Here is a 17043-nt window from a genome sequence, read left to right as displayed (position 1 = left end):
CGTAGCAAAGGCTAGCCAGCGGAAAGAACCCAGCGCGTAAAAAGAAATAAGAACAAACGTGCAGAAGTAGCGTGGCGGTTATGCCCAATGGCCCCCAGGTATACCCAAGGACCTTTGGGGCTTATCAGCAACAAGCGGGGCTAGCCAGGCGGGCGGCGCGGTGGCCGGGGCTAGTCTTGCTCCAGCACGAGCTTAAGGGTCTGGAGGCCGCTGAAGGTGTGGTGCGCGCTCGTGGTGAAGGCGGGCAGCGGCAGGTGCTGGCGGCGTTGCAGCGTAAGCGTTAGCTGGCAGCCGCGGTGCGTGGCTCCCAGGTGCACCAGCGCCTGGCAGCTGCCCAGGCCCGGCAGCACCAGCTCGTAGTAAAGCTCATCGGGGGTGGGGGCAGGATAGCGGCGCAGCTTGAGCAAGTGGCGCGGCGTTTTGAGCAGCCACTGGCCAAACGGGAGCGGCTGCACCGATTGCAGCGCGGGCATAGTCCAGGGCAGCCACTGCTGGGCATCACCCATAAAATCGCGCAGCTTGCCTATCTGGCAGGCTATGTCCAGCACATGAACCACAGTAGTAGCACTGGGCTCGCCCGGCAGGGCCGTGGCGCAGCTGGCATTTGCCAGGCAACGGGGGAAGGAATTCTGGCGCATAAGTCCACAAATCTCCTTCGCCCAAATTTGCCCTGGGCGCCGCATCGTTAAACAGTGGCTGCAGCCAGTTGAACCCGGCTGACTGCGCTATAAACCAGCGCATTGTTGGCTGGCCGGTGCGGCGATGCCCAGCGCCCGCAGCCGGCCGGCATACTTGTCGTAGATGACGCGCAGGTCGGCGTTGTGCTTGGCGGCATCCACGCCCTGGCTGGTATTGGCCGCGTGGAAGCGGTGCAGGTGGCTGATGTGCGGGCACACCACGGGCAGGTGCCCGGCCAGCAAAAAGCGCACGTAGAGGTCGAGGTCCTCAGCCATCGCCAGCTCGGCGTCGTAGCCGCCCACCTCGTCGAGCAACTGCTTGGTATAGCACACGTTGCCCTGAATGAAGTGCTCGGCCCGGAAGATGGCCGTGAGCATAGCCGTGGGCGAGTCGAACTGCCAGGCGTAGTAATCCTCGTTGGGCAGGTAGCGGGCGTGCTCATCCACGCGCAGAAAGTCGGCCACGAGCCAGGGGCGGCCGGGGTGGGCCTCGATTTGGGCGGCGTAGTGGTAGAGGGTGCGTTGCAGCAGCAGGTCGTCGTCGTCGAGGGGTAGCAGCCAGGCACCGGCGGGGGCGTGCTGGCTCAGCGCATTGCGGGCAAAGCCGGGGCGCTGCCGGCTAGGGTGCTGCCAGTGGCGCAGGGGCGGGTAGGGCTGGGCGGCGGCTTCGGCAAGCAGGGCGGCGGTGCCGTCGTCGGGGCCATTCTGGTAAATGAAGTGCTCGAAGGAGAAGTCGAGCGGGTCCGCAATGCTAGCTCGCACGCTGGCAATGGTTGCGGGCAGCAGGTCGCGCCGCCGGTGGCTAGGGGTAATTACGGTAAAGTGCATCAGGCCTTCATTCGGGTGCTGGGGCCGAAAAGTTGTGTTAAAGCAGTTGCCGGCGTAATGCCGCGCTGACCCTCAGCGATTAAAAGCTGGCCGGCCTGACGTTCTTTACTGCGCATTTCTTTTTTTTCCTCCCATGCTGCTGCTTTTTCTAGGGTTTATCGTGCTCATTCTGGGCCTTAATGCTAACCGCTATTCCGAGGGCTTTGCGCGGTGGCGCGGCGGGCTGCTGGCGCTGGGCGCTGGGCTGCTGCTGCTGGGCGCTATATCCAGCATGGTGGTGCAGGTGGGGGTGGGGCAGGTGGGCGTGCAAACGCTATTTGGCAAGGTAGAGGGCCGGGTGCTGCAGCCCGGCCTGAGCGTGGTAAACCCGCTGGTGAGTGTCACGCGCTTCGACACGCGCACCCAGAACTACACCATGTCGGCGGTGCGCACCGAGGGCCAGCAGGTCGGCGACGATGCCATCCGGGTGCTCTCGGCCGATGGGCTGGAAGTGGTGATTGACCTCACCGTGCTCTACCACGTGGTGCCCAGCGAGGCGCCCAAAATTCTGTCCACCATCGGCGAGGATTATCAGGAAAAAATCGTGCGCGCCATTGCCCGCACCCGCATCCGCGACAATGCCGTGTACTACGACGCGGTGGCGCTGTACTCGACCCGGCGCGAGGAGTTTCAGACCCGCATCCTGGCCGCCATCGAGAAGGATTTTAACGCCAACGGCCTCAAGCTCGACCAGCTCCTGATTCGCAACATCCAGCTGCCGCAGTCGGTGAAGGCCAGCATCGAGAGCAAGATTTCGGCCGAGCAGGACGCCCAGAAAATGCAGTTTGTGCTGCAAAAGGAAAAGCAGGAAGCCGAGCGCAAGCGCGTCGAGGCCCAGGGCATTGCCGACTACCAGCGCATCGTGAACACCGAGTTGAGCGACAAGCTCTTGCAGTACGAAAGCATCAAAGCCCAGCAGGCCATCGCCACCTCGCCCAATGCCAAGGTCATTATTATGGGCAAGGCCAGCGGCGCGCAGCTGCTGATTGGGGATAAGTAGGCTTTTTGTTCGGGCGGGCGCCTCACCCTAGCCTGCCACGGCTGCCACCTCCTTGCGCTCGCCAATCTGCTGGCGCCACATGGCGTAGTACAGGCCTTTCTGGGCTAGCAGCTCGGCGTGGCGGCCGGCCTCGGCCACCTGCCCGCGCTCCAGCACGAAGATGCGGTCGGCGTGCAAAATCGTGCTTAGCCGGTGCGCAATGAGCACCGTGATGTGCTGGCGCGAGCCCGAGAGCTCGCGCACCGTGCGGCCGATTTCTTCCTCCGTGAGCGAGTCGAGCGCCGACGTGGCCTCATCAAACACCAGCAGGGTAGGGTGGCGCAGCAGCGCCCGCGCAATGCTGAGACGCTGCTTTTCGCCGCCGCTCACTTTCACGCCGCCCTCGCCGAGCACCGTGTCGAGGCCCTGCGGGGCGCGGGCCAGCAAGGTATCGGCCGCCGCCTGGTGCAGGGCGCGCAGACACTCTTCGTCAGTAGCCTGCGGGGCTACAAAGCGCAGATTTTCGCGGATGGTGCCGGCGAACAGCTGCGTGTCCTGGGTTACGAAGCCGATTTGCTCGCGCAGCACGTCGAGGTCCACGTCCTGGCTCGGAATGCCGTTGTAGAGAATGCCGCCCGCCAACGGCGGGTAGAGGCCCACCAGCAGCTTCACGAGCGTGGTTTTGCCCGAGCCGCTAGGCCCTACGAAGGCAATGGTTTCGCCAACCTTCACCTCGAAGGAAATATCGGACAGGGCCGGGGCCGGGGCCGTGAGGTGCTTGAACGTGACATGCTCGAAGGCTAGCGTTTGAATGCGGCCCACCTCCTGTGGGTGCGCGGGCTTCACGTCGCGCGGGGTGTCGAGAATCTGCTGGAAATTGCCCAGCGAAGCCTCCGTCTCGCGGTAAGTGCCGATGATGGCGCCCAACTCCTGCAAGGGCCCGAAGATGGAAAACGAGTAGATAAAGAACGAGAAAAATTCGCCCAGACTGATGTGGTTTTGCACCCGCAAGTACAAGAGCAGCAAGATGATAATATTGCGCAGCAGATTTACAAACGTACCCTGCACGAAGCTCAGCGAGCGCAGGTAGCGCACCTTGCGCAGCTCCAGCTTCAGGATTTTGGTGGTGATGCCGTTTAGGCGCTCGGTTTCCTGCTGGGCCAGCCCCAGGCTTTTGATGAGTTCGATATTACGCAGGCTTTCGGTGGTTGAGCCGGCTAGGGCCGTGGTTTCGGCGACGATGGTGCGCTGAATGACCTTGATTTTTTTGCTCAGCGCAAAGCTCAGAATGCCCAGCAGCGGGATGGTGAGAAAGTAGCCCAGCGCAATGGGCCAGTACACCGTAATGGCGTACCACATCACGAAAATGATGCCCACCACGGCCGTAAACAGCACGTTGACAAAGCTTTGGATAAGCTTTTCGACGTCGATACGCACCTTCTGGAGGCGGCCCAGCGTTTCGCCCGAGCGCTGGTCCTCAAATACCTGGTAGGGCAAATCGAGCGAGTGGCGCAGGCCATCGGAGTACATGCGCGCCCCCAGCCGCTGGGTGATAACGTTGACGTAGTAATCCTGGAAGTTTTTGGCGATGCGCGACACCATCGCCACGCCCAGCATGGCCCCGATGTAGGGGATGGCCTGCCAAAAAAACGGCCAGAACGGCACGTCCAGCAGCCCGCTTGCCGCACCGGTGCGCGGCACAAAGTGGTCAACTAACCGCCGAAACAGGTACGGGTCGAGCAGCGAGAAAATCTGGTTGACGGCCGCCAGCACGAGGGCTAGCACGAGCAGGCTCCAGTAGCGGCGCAGGTAAGAATACAGCAGTTGCATAATAAAAAAGCGGAACGTCATGCTGCGCCTGTCGAAGCAGCGCTACCGCAGGGTTAGGCAGTGACCCTAGCGGCGTGAGCGAGCTGCTTCGACAGGCGCAGCGTGACGTTCTTTATAGTAAAGTAGCAAAAAGGGCTAGGCCGCCAGCGGCGCTGGCCGGCGCAAGGCAATGATTATAAACAGAATGACGAGCAGCGAAATAGCCGGCACGCCCGTGGCAATGCCGCCGGGCACCTTGGTAGCATGCACCCATATCGCCCCGAGCATGATGATGATAAGCCCCGCCGCCGCCAGCCGCGTGAAGCGCGGCACCAGCAGCCCGATGCCGCCCAGCACCTCGGCCGTGGCGATAAGGTAGGCAAACCAAGCCGGGAAGCCCATGCCCGTGAAGCCGCTCACGGTCTTGGGCAGGTCCATAAATTTCATGACTCCTGAGGCGATAAAGGCCAGGCCAGCCAGCCCTTGCAGAATCCAGGCAATTGCGTTGCGGGTAGAGGCAGTCATGGGCGAAGCATGGAAAGGTGTAGGCAAACAACCCACTACTTCGCAAATGGTTGCTGCCGGCCCGGTTGAGGCTGGCTAGCCTACTGCCAGCCGCCGCCCAGCGCCCGCACCAGCGCCACGGCGGCGCGCAGCTGGGTAGTCTGGGTTTGCACCACCAGGCGAGCCGCGTCGAGGGTCTGGCGGTCGGCATCGACCACGGCGAAGTAGTCGGTGAGGCCGCGGCGGTAGCGCTCCAGGGTGAGGCGCCCGGCCAGGCGGGCGGCCGTGAGGGCGCGCTGCTGGGCGGCTAGCTGGGCCTCGCTGGCGCGCACGTTGGCCAGGGCAGTTTCTACTTCCTGGTAGGCGGTGAGGGCGGTGCTGCTGTACACGGCTTCCTGCTCGCGGCCCTGGGCGCGGGCCAGCTGCTCGGCGCCGCGCAGGCGCCCGCCGTCAAAAATCGGAATATTGAAGCCCCCGCCTACGTAGTACGTGAGCGCGTTGCCCACCTTGGGCAGCTCGCCGATGCGGCTGGCCTGCGGGCCGATAAAGCCATTGAACAGCAGCGTGGGCAGGCGGTTGAGGCGGGCCTGGTCGGCGCGCAGGTCGGCGGCCGAAAGCAGGCGCTCTTGGCGGCGCAGGTCGGGGCGGCGCGCGAGCAGGCCGGCCGGCAGCGTGGCCGGAATGCGGGGCAGCGGCACCAGCAGCGGCGATACGGCCGGGCCAGCCGGCGCGTTGGCGTTGTCATCGAGCGGCAGCGCACCCTGGTAGCTCACCGAGTCGGGGACCAAGGAGGGCAGCACGAAGCTGCTGGCCGGCTTGCCGGTGAGCGTGGCCAGCGAGGCCACCAGCCCGGCGCGCTGGCGGCGCAGCTCGATGGCGCTGGCTTCCACGTTGGCCAGCTCGGTCTGGGCGCGGCGCACGCCGATTTCATTATCCACGCCGGCCTGGAAGCGAGCGTTGGTCAGCTGCACGTTGTAGCGCCGGGCCTGGCGGGCGCTATCCAGCACCAGCAATTCGGCATCGAGGCCGCGCAGGCTGAAGTAGGCATTGCCCACGTCGCCCGACACCGAGAGGCGCACCGCCTGCTCATCGGCCTCGCTGGCCTGCTCGGTGGCGCGGGCGGCCTGCGCCCCGCGCCGCAGCCGGCCAAAAAGGTCTACTTCGTAGCTGACGTTGAGCGGCACGTAAAACTGATTTTGCTGCACGGCCACCGCCGGAATAACGGCCGACTGCACCGGCCGCAATGCCGAAAGCTGGGTGTTGTACACCGACGGGGCCAGCGCCACCACCGGCGAGCGCTGGGCCTCGGCAATGCGCAGCTGCGCCCGTGCCTGGTCGATGCGGGCCACCGCCGCCCGCGTCGTAAAGTTGAGGCTCGCCGCCTGGGTTTCGAGCCGCGTGAGGGTGGTATCGTTAAATATGCTCCACCAGGCCGGCAATACCGGAAGCTGGCGCAGCTGGCGGGCCTGCAAGGTGTCGGTGACTACGGGCGCCGGCACCTCAGCCCGGCCCCGACCCAGCGAATCGACGGGCGCGGTATTCTTGAACGCCGTGGGCACCGGCACGGCGGGCGGCTCGTATTTATAGTGGCTCACGGCACAGCCGCCCAGTGCCAGGCCAAGTAATGCAACGGGGATACGCATTCTAACTTTTTCTATTGGATAAAATCCGGCTGTCCTTGCGAGCCTGCGAAGCAAGCGCAGCAGAACCTAATCGTGCGGATGTCGTGCGGGTGCGCTTGCTTCGCAGGCTCGCAAAGACAACCGACTTCTGGCGAATTACTTCGCCACCGGCGACGACACGCGCGGGGCGTCGGGGTCGTTGGGGCGGGGCTTGGCGGGCGGCGGGCCGGGCGGCGTTTTGGGCTTGGGCGCCACTTTGGTAGCCACGGCTAGCCCTTCGGTCAGGGTTTCGGCGGGGTTGATAACCAGCGGCTCGCCGCCCTTCAGGCCATTGGTTACTTCGATGGTCGAGCCAAAGTCGCGGCCCAGGGTGAGGGGCTGGAAATGTATTTTTCCATCCTGCACCATCGCTACCTTGGGGTCGATGCCCGGCACCAGGGCATTAGCCGAAATGAGCACGCTCGGCGAAGTTTGCGGCAGGCGGAAGCGCACCTGCGCATACACGCCGGGGCGCAGCGTGCGCTGGCCTTTGTTGGGTAGCACTACCTCGGTGCGCAGCGTGCGGGTCTGGTCGTCGAGGGCCGCAGCGTCGCGGGCTACCCGGCCTTCAAAAGGCTGGTTGGGATACTCGGGCACCAGCACATCGGCCCGCAGGCCGCGCCGAATACCGGGCACGAAGTTTTGCGGCACGTCCACGAAGGCGCGAAGCGTGTCAGTCTGCTCGATTTTAAAAAGTTGCGTACCCGTGGCGTTGCCGCCCGTCACGAGGGTGCCGACTTCCACATTACGCTGCGTCACCACGCCGTTAAACGGCGCCACCACCTGCCGGAAGTTGCGCTGGGCCTGCAGCTGCCGCACCACGGCCTGCTGGGCCGCGTACTGCGCCTTGCCCGCATCCAGCTCTTGTTTAGAAACAGCGCCCGGCAAGCTCACACTAGTGAGGCGATTATACGAGCTTTGGGCCAGGCTCAGGTTGGCCTGCGCCTGGGCAATCTGCTGGTCGATTTCGGGGGTGGCAATGGTGGCCAGCACCTGGCCCCGGTGCACCCGCTGGCCAATATCGGCCGTCCAGCTTTGCACGAAGCCGTTGACGCGGGCGAAGGCGAAGGTTTCGTGGTTCGAGCGCAGGTCGGCGGGTAGCGTCACGGTGGTGGTGTCGGGGGCAGACTTGGCCGGCACCACCGTTACCACGGGCTTGGCGGTGTTTTGCTGCTGGGTTTCCTCGTCGCGGGCTTTCTGTTTGCGGAGGCGGGGCAGGAAGCCCACCAAAAATAGGCCACCAAAAACGAGCAGCAGAATAAAGATGATGAGCCAGAAACGGCCGGTATTGCTCGGTTGTGAGTCAGACATAAGGTATTTAATCGAGGGCAGGTCGTAAACCAACTCTTGTCCTTACGAGCCTGCGAAGCACTCCTTCCTTTTCACATTATGGGGCTAGTACCCCTAGCGGAAGGAGAAATTGCTTCGCAGGCTCGCAAGGACAAACATTCTTCTTTTAATAAAGTGGAAGGTTACGCCACTTGTGTCTCCTGCGGCTGCGCTTCAGCCTCGGCGGGCTCTTCTTCCTTGGTCTTCAAATAAGAAAACATAATCGGCACAAAAAACAGGGTCGTAACCGTGGCTAGCATCAGCCCGCCAATCACGGCGCGGCCGAGTGGGGCGTTCTGCTCGCCGCCCTCGCCCATGCCCAGCGACATCGGCAGCAGGCCAATTATCATGGCCAGGGCCGTCATCAGCACCGGGCGCAGGCGGGTAAAGCCGGCATCGAGGGCCGCATCGCGCGGGCTCAGGTCGGGCTCTTCTTCGCGCCGCTCATTGGCGAAGGTGACGAGCAGAATCGAGTTGGCCGTGGCCACCCCGATGCACATAATGGCGCCCATCAGGGCCGGCACGCTCAGCGTGGTCTGGGTCACAAACAGCATCCATAAAATACCCGCCAGCGCCCCCGGCAGGGCCGTAATGATGATGAGCGGGTCGAGCCAGCTCTGGAAGTTTACCGCCATCAGCAAGTACACCAGCAGGATGGCGCCGGCCACCCCTAGCCCCAGCCCGATAAACGAGGTACGCATCGACTCGGCCTGCCCGCGCAGCACGATAGTCGTGCCCTTGGGCAGGTGCTTCTCAGCATCCGCGATAATGCGCCGCACGTCTTTGCTCACGCCGCCCAGGTCGCGGCCGCTCACGCTGGCGTAGAGGTCCACGGTGCGCTGAATGTTGTAGTCGGAGGCCACGGCTGTGGTTTCGGTGCGGCGCAGCTGGGCGAAGTTGGTGAGTAGCTGCGGCACCGGCTGGCCGGGGCCCGTCACGGTGATGTTGCCCAGCTCGTTGAGGCTAGCCAGCTGGCTGGGCGGCGTTTGCACGGCCACCGTGTAGTTGACGCCGGTCTGGGTATTCAGCCACTGGTTGGGGTTGGTTTGGGTACTGCTGCTCAGGTTCACGAGCACGTTGTTGGCGATGTCGCGCTGGGCTAGCCCGGCCTGCTGCGCCCGCACCCGGTCGATGTCGAGGCGCAGCTGCGGCTGGTCAAACGCCTGGTAGATAAAGGCATCCACCACACCCTGCACTTTGTCAACTTTCCGTTTCAGCTCACCGGCAATGCGCTGGTTAGCCTTCACGTCGCGGCCCGTCACCTGAATATCGATGGGCGCGGGCAAGCCAAAGTTCAGCGTCTGATTAACAATATCGGCCGGCTGAAAGAAAATAATGAGGTCAGGAAACTGCCGGTGAATCTCGCGGCGAATGCGCTCAATGTACTCGCCCGTCGGCCCGTGCTCCTCCTTCATACTCACCAGTATCTCGCCGTCGCCGGCCCCAATGGTTGGGTTATCGCTCAGCAGCAGGTTAATCGGGATAACGGGCAGGCCGATATTATCGAGCACCAAATCCAGCTCCTGGGCCGGAATCACCTGCTTAATTACGCCCTCCACTTGCCGGAAGCGACGCTCGGTTTCTTCCACCCGCGTGCCGGTGGGCACCCGGATGTGCAGGCGCAGCTGGCCGGCATCTACGGTCGGGAAGAAGTTCTGCCCGATGAGCGGATATAGCCCCAGCGAGCCCACAAACAGCACCGCAAAGGCCGTGACTACCAGCGGCCGGTGGGCCAGCGCCCAGTCGAGCGCCGAGGTGTAGCTGCCCCGAAACCGCTCAAACTGATGCTCAAATCCTTCGTGCAGGCGCCACACCCAGCTTTTCTTGATGCCCTCGCTAGCCTGCCGCTCGGCGTCGGTGATGGGTTTTTCGGCTTCTTCCTCGGGCGTGCCGCTAGGGTGCTCTTTCTCAAACTGCTGGCGGTGCAGCCGGGCCAGGTCGCGCTCAACCTGCGTCACTTCACGGCCGTTGCGGAAGTGGGCACTCGGCACCTCGTCTTCTTCCTGCGCGTGGTAAATGGGCAATTCCTTGCGCAGCAAGTACATCACCAGCGTCGGCACCAGCGTCCGGCTGAGAATATACGAGGCCAGCATGGCAAAAATTACGGCCGTGGCCAGGGGGGCGAAAATGGCTGATGCCACCCCACCCAGGAAAAACACCGGCACAAACACGATGCAGATAGCCAGCGTGGCCACCAGTGCCGGCGTCGCAATCTGCTGCGCGCCATCCAGAATACTGCGTTTCAGGCCTTTTTTCTGGCCCATGTTGCGGTGAATATTCTCGATTTCTACTGTCGCGTCATCCACCAGAATACCCACGGCCAGCGAAAGGCCGCCGAGCGTCATAATATTCAGGGTCTGGCCCAGAATATTCATGACGATAATGCTGACCAGAATCGAAAGTGGAATGCTGACGGCAATAATGAGCGTCGAGCGCCACGACCCCAGAAACAGCAAAATCATGAGCGCCGTGAGGGCCGCCGCAATGCTGGCCTCAATAATAACGCCCTTAATGCTGGCCCGCACAAAAAACGACTGGTCAAACAACAGCTTGATATTCAGGCCGGGCGGCGCATTTGCCTGAATGTTGGGGAGCGTCGCTTTAATCTTATCGATGATGGCCAGGGTTGAGGCCGCCCCGCTTTTCAGAATCGGAATAATGGCCGTGCGGCGGCCGTTCTGGCGCACAATGTTGGTTTGCACGGCCGCACCCTCGTGCACGAAAGCCACGTCGCGGATGTAGGTCGTGACGCCGTTTTTTGTTTGAATGGGCAGGTCATTGAGCGTGGCAATGGCCTCGGGGCTGGAGTTCAGCTTGACGTCGTATTCGCGGCTGCCAATTTTGGCCGAGCCGGCGGGCACGGTCAGGTTTTGGGTGGTTAGGGCATTCACCACGTCGTCGGCGCTGAGGCCCTTGCCGGCTAGCTTCTGCGGGTCGAGGTCCACCATTACCTGCTTGGGCTTGCCGCCGTTGGGCAGCAGCACCGAGGCGCCGGGCACCACCGCCAGCCCCGGCCGGATGAAGGCATTGGCCGCGTCGAAGAGGTCCGACTCGCCGAGCGTTTCGGAGCTGAGTGAGGTCTGGGCAATCGGCACGTTGGAAGCCGAGTAGCGGATAATGAGTGGCGGTGTTATGCCAGGCGGCAGCACCCGCAGCAGCGTCTGGCTGATGGCCGTGAGCTGGGCCACGCCCGCATCGGGGCTAGCCCCCGGCTGGAAAAATACTTTAATAAGGCCAATGCCTTTCAGGCTCTGGCTTTCCTGGTGCTCCACATCGCTTACCGTGGTGGTAATGGCCCGCTCCACGGGTATTACCACGCGCTGGTTCATCTCCTCGGGCGAGATGCCCGAATACGTCCAGACGATACCCACTACTGGGATTGGAATATTGGGGAAAATATCCACCGCCATGCGCTGAATCGTCAGGATGCCCCCGATTAAAATAAGCAGCGCCATCACCACGAAGGTATAGGGCCGCGCCAGCGCCAACCGTACTATCCACATAAGCTCTTCTCAGGCAAAGCCTAAGCTACTTGTTCAACCAATAAATTTGCAGCCCGCGCCCGAATTCTGCACTAAAAACTGTGTTCTCCAGGAATAGTTGCACCGCTGGGGAGTATTAACTCCGTGCCCAATTGCTTCACTAATAATTCATTAGTAAGCAACTGCTACTAGCTAGTTCTTCTGAGGCCGGGTGGGAAAGGAAAGGTGAGGGCCCGCACAAAGGCTAGGCGCTTACCAAGCTAGAGACAAATATCCCGGCCGGATGTTGCAGTATGGCGTGCCGCAAAGTAGGCTAGTACTTAGGTAACAGGTACAAAAAAGCCTCTCCCGTTCAGGAGAGGCTTTTGGAATAGCAAAGGCAAGGCTACCTAGTAGCGGTAAACTTTGTCAGCGTTGTTATTCTTAAACTGCTCTTCGAAGTACTTGGCATCTTCGGCGTTGCGGGGTTTCACACCCATCACAATGCCGCCGTTTTTGATACCCTCTTCGTATTCAGCAGCGTGCTCCTCGGGGATGCCCGAGCCTACCAAGGCGCCAACCAGGCCCCCCGTGAGGCCACCGGCACCGGCACCGGCCAGCGCAGCGGCCAGCGGGCCGGCAATGATAAGGCCGAGGCCCGGCAGGGCTACCGAAGTACCGATAGCCGCAATGGCACCGATAATAGCACCGGCCGTGCCACCGATGGCCGAGCCTACGCCAGCACCTTCCATAGCTTTGTCACCGAGCTCAGTGTGGGCTGAATTATCACCAAAATGCGTTTTGCGGGTGTCGTCCGACATCAGCAGGTTCACGTCATCTTTGCCGTAGCCGCGCTCGTGCAACGACTGGTAGGCTTTCTCAGCGCTGTTGCGGTCCCGGAAAATACCGCTCGTGTGCGTATAGTCGCCATCATAGCTATCGTTGGTGCCAGTAGCAGCATCCTCTACGGCGTGGCCGGCCCGCGAAGCGGTGTTCTGTACCGCATCAACGGCGCGGCCCACGGCAGCACCGGCCGTGCCAGCTACGGCAGCACCTTTAGCGGTAGCGCTGTAGTCGTCGCCGGGGCGGGCGTTGGGGTCGGTCGAGTTGGTCGGGGTGGTGGGCGAAGTCGTTGACAGGGGCTTGCTGGCAGTAGAATCGAGAGTATTGGCATCCGACGAAGTGCTGCCGCCGGTGGCGCTGCTGTAGTCGGTGCCAGCATTGTAGCTCGTGCTTTCGTTGCTGGTAGTGCCGCTGTTGCCGAGGCCGGTGCCGGTATTGCTGGTGCCATAATTGGCGCCGGCGCCGGTACCAGAATTCATCGGGTTATTTGCATCGTTGGTGTTCATCGGAAAAGGGGGTGGGTTTAGTAAACAGGCGCCAGGACTATTGCCCGGCTTCGGATAGCTAAACGGGACGAGCGGAATGCGGGTTGCGAGCCGCGCATTTTCTTCAACTGGTTTGAAGCTGGCGTGGCCATAAAAAAGCCTCAACCAAGGTTGAGGCTTTTCAGGCAACTACTGAAGGAGTTAGGCCCGGAAGCGGGCCTAGGCTTCCTTTAGGGCATACTCGTTATAATTTGCCTCCTGCTGCCAGAATTCCCGGCATTCCTTGATAAGATTTTTCAGGAAGTTCTCATCCTGTTTCAGGCTGCGCCACTCGCCCATACCCAGGCGCTCGCAGAGCTTATAGAAATTATCACCTTGGCCTTTAGAGCCTTGCACCCTAACCAGACTGCTGAGGATGGGCCGGCCAGCCGCATATTCCTCAGTCGAGATTTCGGCCAGCATTTCATTAAGGCGCGACTTTTCGTGCGAGATATCCAAGTTCAGACCCAGTTCGGATTCCTGCACCAGCGTGAGGTAGCTGACCGTGCCGGCTTGTTGCCGAGCATAGCGGATGAGGTAGTGACGAAGACGGTTAATCATGGAGAAAACGAATGGCCCCAAAGCTAGCGCGAACCAGCCAGGCCGAAGCTTTACGAATGAGGTGAGAAAAAAACGCGACTGCTCCCGCTGGTAGGTTGGGCAGCATTTTTGCCGAGCCAGCAAACGGGCTTGGGAAAGATACCAAAAATCAGGCCCGCGTTGCGAAAATCGTCTGCTGACTCGTAAAAATCCAGTATTTGCCTGGCTGACTGCTACTTGCCTGGCTAGCGGCGGCCCTGGCGGCGGCGCAGCTCTTTCTGAATCAGCCGAAACTCGCGGCTGCTTTGGCCCGCGATGGCGGTGTTCTCGTTGGCCCGGCGCAGCAGGTAGGGCATTACGGCCTCCACGGGGCCGTAGGGCACGTACTTGGCCGTGTGGTAGCCGGCGTGGGCCAGGTTATAGCTCAGGTTGTCGCTCATGCCGTAAAGTTGGGCAAACCATACGCGCTCATCGCCGGGGGCTAGCCCGGCCTGCTGCATCAGCTGCGTGAGTAGCAGCGAGCTGGCCTCGTTGTGAGTGCCCGCGCACAGGCTAATGCGGGCCACATGCTGCACGCAGTAGCGCAGGCTCTCGTTATAAAGGTCGTCGGTTGCCTGCTTATTGGCGTTGATGGGATTCTGGTAGCCGCGCTGCTGAGCCACGCGGGCTTCTTTTTCCATGTAGGCGCCGCGCACCAGCTTTACGCCTAAGTAATAATTGCCCTGGGCCGCGCGGTCGTGGGCCGCCTTGAGCGCATCGAGGCGGTCGTGGCGGTAAAGCTGATACGTGTTCCACACAATGGCGCGCTCATCGTTGTAGCGGCGCATCATCTCCTCGGCCAGGTCGTCGATGGTTTGCTGAAACCAGCTTTCCTCAGCATCCACGAACAGCCGCACGCCGTGCTGGTGGGCGCTGACGCACAGCGCGTTGAGCCGCTCACGGCCGCGGTCGAAAGTGGCTTGCTCGGTGGGGGTGAGGGCCGCGCCGGCCTGTACTTTTTCGAGCAAAGCCGTGGGCATGAGGCCCGTTACTTTAAAAACCGAGAACGGAATATTGGGGGTGGTAGCAGCCAGGGCAATGGTCGCCAGAATCTCGTCGCGGGTGCGGTCGAAGCTGCGGTCGTTGCCGGTGCCCTCCACCGAGTAGTCGAGAATGGTGCCGATGTGGTAGCGGCCCAGCTCAGCAATCACCGGCTTGCATTCCTCGATGGTTTCGCCGCCGCAAAACTGCCGGAAGATGCTGTGCTTGATGAGAAACTTAGTGCCCGGAAAATTAAATTTCAGCGCCGATTGCATCAGCCCGCCACCGGCTTTTACCAAGCTGCCGTTGTTCATGGCCGCAAACAAGGCGTACATCTTACGCAAGTCAGCATCAGACTTCGACTCGAAGGCAATCTGCGTGTCTTCGAAGGAGATAGGGGCCACGGGCGGCGCGGGCACGGCGGGGTTGGCAGGCATACAAAAACGGCAGAACGGGTGAGAGGGGATGGGGTGGGAGAGCAGCGGTATACGAAGGTACGGCCCCTGGCGAAAACCCTATTTGCCGCGGCCGGGTTACTTTTAGGTTGTCAAAACGAAGTGGCGCTTTGTTTTGGGTCGCCCGCCTGGGCGAGTTGACTTCTTTTTGGCTGCCACCCGGCAGTACGGGCGCGAAATGCCACTCCGCGCCGCCTTTGTAGTAATGGAAACTATCTCTCCCGCCGACACCTACTTTACGCGTCGGCTAGCCCAGAAGGGCCAACCCCTCATCATCGCCGGCCCGTGCTCGGCCGAATCGGAAGAACAGGTGCTCACCGTGGCCCGCGCCCTAAAGGCGGCCGGCCAGGCCGATATGTACCGCGCTGGCATCTGGAAGCCGCGCACCAAGCCCGGCGGCTTTGAGGGCATGGGCACCGCCGCGCTGCCCTGGCTGCAAGCCGCCCGCCAGGAAACCGGCCTGCCGATGGCCATCGAGGTAGCCACGCCCAAGCACGTCGAAGATGCCCTGAAGCACGACATCGACGTGCTCTGGATTGGGGCGCGCACCACCGTCAACCCCTTTGCCGTGCAGGAGCTGGCCGATGCGCTGGCCGGCACCGGCAAGCCGGTGATGGTGAAAAATCCTGTCAACCCTGACCTGGCTTTGTGGATAGGGGCCTTGGAGCGTTTGGAGCGGGCGGGTAGTACTGACCTGGCGGCTATTCACCGGGGTTTCAGCACCTTTGCGCCCTCGCGCTACCGCAACGCGCCCACCTGGGCCATCCCGATTGAACTGAAAACGCGCTTTCCCGAGCTGCCGCTCATCAACGACCCTAGCCACATCGGGGGCTCGCGCGATTTGCTGCTGCCCATCGCCCAGAAGGCGCTCGACCTCGACTACGATGGCCTCATTATCGAGACGCACCCCGACCCCGACCACGCCCTAAGCGATGCCGCCCAGCAAGTAACGCCCGCCCGCCTGCAGGAAATCCTGAGCGAGCTGAAATACCGCTACCGCTCGAGCGACAACGCCGACTACCGCAACAAGGCCGAGGAACTGCGCCAGAAGATGGACACTGCCGACCACGAAATCCTAGAAATGCTGGCCCGCCGCATGGCTCTAATCCAGGAGCTGGCCGAGTATAAAAAGGAAAACAACGTGAAGATTTTGCAGCTTGAGCGCTGGCAGGAAATCTTCAAAACCCGCCCCGAGTGGGGCAAAAAGCTGAATATCGACGAAAAATTTGTGGGCGAGCTCTACAAGCTCATTCACATCGAAAGCATTCGGCAGCAAACCCAGGTACTCAACGGCCGGCCCGTGGATGGGCCTACCAACCTCGGGCCGGGGCTATAGTAGTAGAGCCACCAGGCAAAAAGGAGGGGCTAGCGCTAGCCCCTCCTTTTTGCCTGGTGGCTTCAAAACTGCTACGGCTGGCGAGTGTAGGTGTATTTGGGGCCATCGGCCACGGAGCACTGGTCGATGACCAGGGTGTTATTTTGCTGGGTGTAGGCGCCGTGGGGCACGTATACGTTAGGCGTAGCGGCCGTTAGGGTAATCTGGGTTGCGTTGGTGGAGCTCCCTCCGCAGGGCATGCCCTGGCTAAACGCGTAGCTACCCACGGTAGCGAGCGCTCCACCGCGGAAAAGCTGAAAATGCCCGGAAGCATCGAACGTAATTTGCTCGTCGGGCAGGGGCTGGCCGGCGGGGCAATAGCATTGCCGGTCGGTGAGGCGCCAGCTGCCCGCTAGGGTGCCTGGGTCGGGGCCGGGCGAGTCGGCGTCGTGCTTGCAGCCGCCGAGGCTAGCGGCGAGCAGGAGGAAGGAAGCGGCGGTTTTTTTCATAGAAAAGAAATAGGAGGGCCTAGTCGGCCACCCAATGATAGGTTTCGTAAGCTCCGCCATCGAAGCAGGCATCTTCGCCAGTGATGTGCAGCACTTGCAGGCCATTTTGCTGGCTTATAGTGTAAGTCTTGCGCTCGTTATTGGGCAGTTTCTCCTCGCCGGTCGAATACGTAACGATGGGAAAATTAGCTTGGTTAGTCCCGCAGCGCGGCAGTTGCCCCATCGAGAGCTGGTAACTGGTGCGGACGTCGCCCTGGCCGCTGCGGCGCAGCAGCAGCTGCCCACCCGCCCCAAACACCAACTGGCGCGTGTAGCCCTCGGTGGCGGGCGTGCGGTTGCCGGCCCAGCCGAGCGTCGACACATCCCACTCCCAATGCCCGGTATCCAGTGCTAGCTCGTCGTAGCTCGATGGTCGGATATCGGCCTCGCGCTGGCAGCCGGTGGCTAGCGCTGCACTTAGCAGCAGGGCATAGCGTAAAAATTTTCGCATCGCAATGTGGAAAGGAAGAGCGGTTAATAAGAGGGAGATGCCCGGCTGGCAAAGCGTTGC

14 protein-coding genes are annotated in these 17043 nt (G+C 61.8%); 2 read left to right on the top strand and 12 right to left on the bottom strand.

Translation table 11 applies throughout. From position 1 onward, the window contains the following. Positions 1 to 170: 170 nt before the first annotated feature. Positions 171 to 638 carry a hypothetical protein gene (locus GKZ68_RS10120; protein WP_173114061.1) on the bottom strand — a complete coding sequence of 156 codons (468 nt, stop codon included), beginning with the start codon at positions 636 to 638 and terminating at the stop codon, positions 171 to 173. A gap of 87 nt (positions 639 to 725) precedes the next feature. Then, positions 726 to 1505, bottom strand: a complete 780-nt coding sequence (locus GKZ68_RS10115; protein WP_173114058.1) for a glycosyltransferase family 2 protein — start codon at positions 1503 to 1505, stop codon at positions 726 to 728. 133 nt (positions 1506 to 1638) lie between these two features. Here GKZ68_RS10115 and GKZ68_RS10110 point away from each other — a divergent pair, with 133 nt between their 5' ends. Then, positions 1639 to 2544, top strand: a complete 906-nt coding sequence (locus GKZ68_RS10110; RefSeq protein WP_173114055.1) for a prohibitin family protein — start codon at positions 1639 to 1641, stop codon at positions 2542 to 2544. A gap of 27 nt (positions 2545 to 2571) precedes the next feature. Here the strand turns inward: GKZ68_RS10110 and GKZ68_RS10105 are convergent, their stop codons facing one another. From GKZ68_RS10105 to GKZ68_RS10070, 8 genes are all read right to left on the bottom strand, one after another. After that, positions 2572 to 4353 carry an ABC transporter ATP-binding protein gene (locus GKZ68_RS10105; protein WP_173118345.1) on the bottom strand — a complete coding sequence of 594 codons (1782 nt, stop codon included), beginning with the start codon at positions 4351 to 4353 and terminating at the stop codon, positions 2572 to 2574. Between the two features lie 135 nt (positions 4354 to 4488). Next, positions 4489 to 4857 (bottom strand): DoxX family protein, encoded by a 369-nt coding sequence (locus GKZ68_RS10100; RefSeq protein WP_173114053.1) that lies wholly within the window; start codon positions 4855 to 4857, stop codon positions 4489 to 4491. A gap of 80 nt (positions 4858 to 4937) precedes the next feature. Next, positions 4938 to 6479 (bottom strand): TolC family protein, encoded by a 1542-nt coding sequence (locus GKZ68_RS10095; protein WP_173114050.1) that lies wholly within the window; start codon positions 6477 to 6479, stop codon positions 4938 to 4940. Between the two features lie 135 nt (positions 6480 to 6614). Continuing rightward, a complete protein-coding gene (locus GKZ68_RS10090; RefSeq protein ID WP_173114047.1) occupies positions 6615 to 7808 on the bottom strand; it encodes an efflux RND transporter periplasmic adaptor subunit in 1194 nt (397 codons plus the stop codon). 161 nt (positions 7809 to 7969) lie between these two features. Next, positions 7970 to 11329, bottom strand: coding sequence for an efflux RND transporter permease subunit (locus GKZ68_RS10085; RefSeq protein WP_173114044.1), 3360 nt, complete (start codon positions 11327 to 11329; stop codon positions 7970 to 7972). 368 nt (positions 11330 to 11697) lie between these two features. Beyond that, positions 11698 to 12636, bottom strand: a complete 939-nt coding sequence (locus GKZ68_RS22670; RefSeq protein ID WP_367949223.1) for a hypothetical protein — start codon at positions 12634 to 12636, stop codon at positions 11698 to 11700. Between the two features lie 198 nt (positions 12637 to 12834). Further along, the gene (locus tag GKZ68_RS10075) at positions 12835 to 13215 is read right to left on the bottom strand and encodes a hypothetical protein (protein WP_173114041.1); all 381 of its coding nucleotides are present in this window, start codon (positions 13213 to 13215) and stop codon (positions 12835 to 12837) included. A gap of 224 nt (positions 13216 to 13439) precedes the next feature. After that, a complete protein-coding gene (locus GKZ68_RS10070; RefSeq protein WP_173114038.1) occupies positions 13440 to 14651 on the bottom strand; it encodes a proline dehydrogenase family protein in 1212 nt (403 codons plus the stop codon). Positions 14652 to 14817: 166 nt separating this feature from the next. Between GKZ68_RS10070 and GKZ68_RS10065 the strand changes: the two genes are divergently transcribed. Beyond that, positions 14818 to 16005, top strand: coding sequence for a chorismate mutase (locus tag GKZ68_RS10065; protein WP_367949222.1), 1188 nt, complete (start codon positions 14818 to 14820; stop codon positions 16003 to 16005). A gap of 71 nt (positions 16006 to 16076) precedes the next feature. Here the strand turns inward: GKZ68_RS10065 and GKZ68_RS10060 are convergent, their stop codons facing one another. Together GKZ68_RS10060 and GKZ68_RS10055 are read right to left on the bottom strand one after the other, a co-directional pair. Next, positions 16077 to 16493, bottom strand: coding sequence for a hypothetical protein (locus tag GKZ68_RS10060; protein WP_173114035.1), 417 nt, complete (start codon positions 16491 to 16493; stop codon positions 16077 to 16079). A gap of 19 nt (positions 16494 to 16512) precedes the next feature. After that, positions 16513 to 16983 (bottom strand): hypothetical protein, encoded by a 471-nt coding sequence (locus GKZ68_RS10055; RefSeq protein ID WP_173114032.1) that lies wholly within the window; start codon positions 16981 to 16983, stop codon positions 16513 to 16515. Positions 16984 to 17043: the final 60 nt, after the last annotated feature.

The sequence above is a fragment of the Hymenobacter sp. BRD128 genome (assembly GCF_013256625.1).
Taxonomy (GTDB): Bacteria; Bacteroidota; Bacteroidia; order Cytophagales; family Hymenobacteraceae; genus Hymenobacter.
This window is presented reverse-complemented; position numbering and strand designations above follow the sequence as displayed.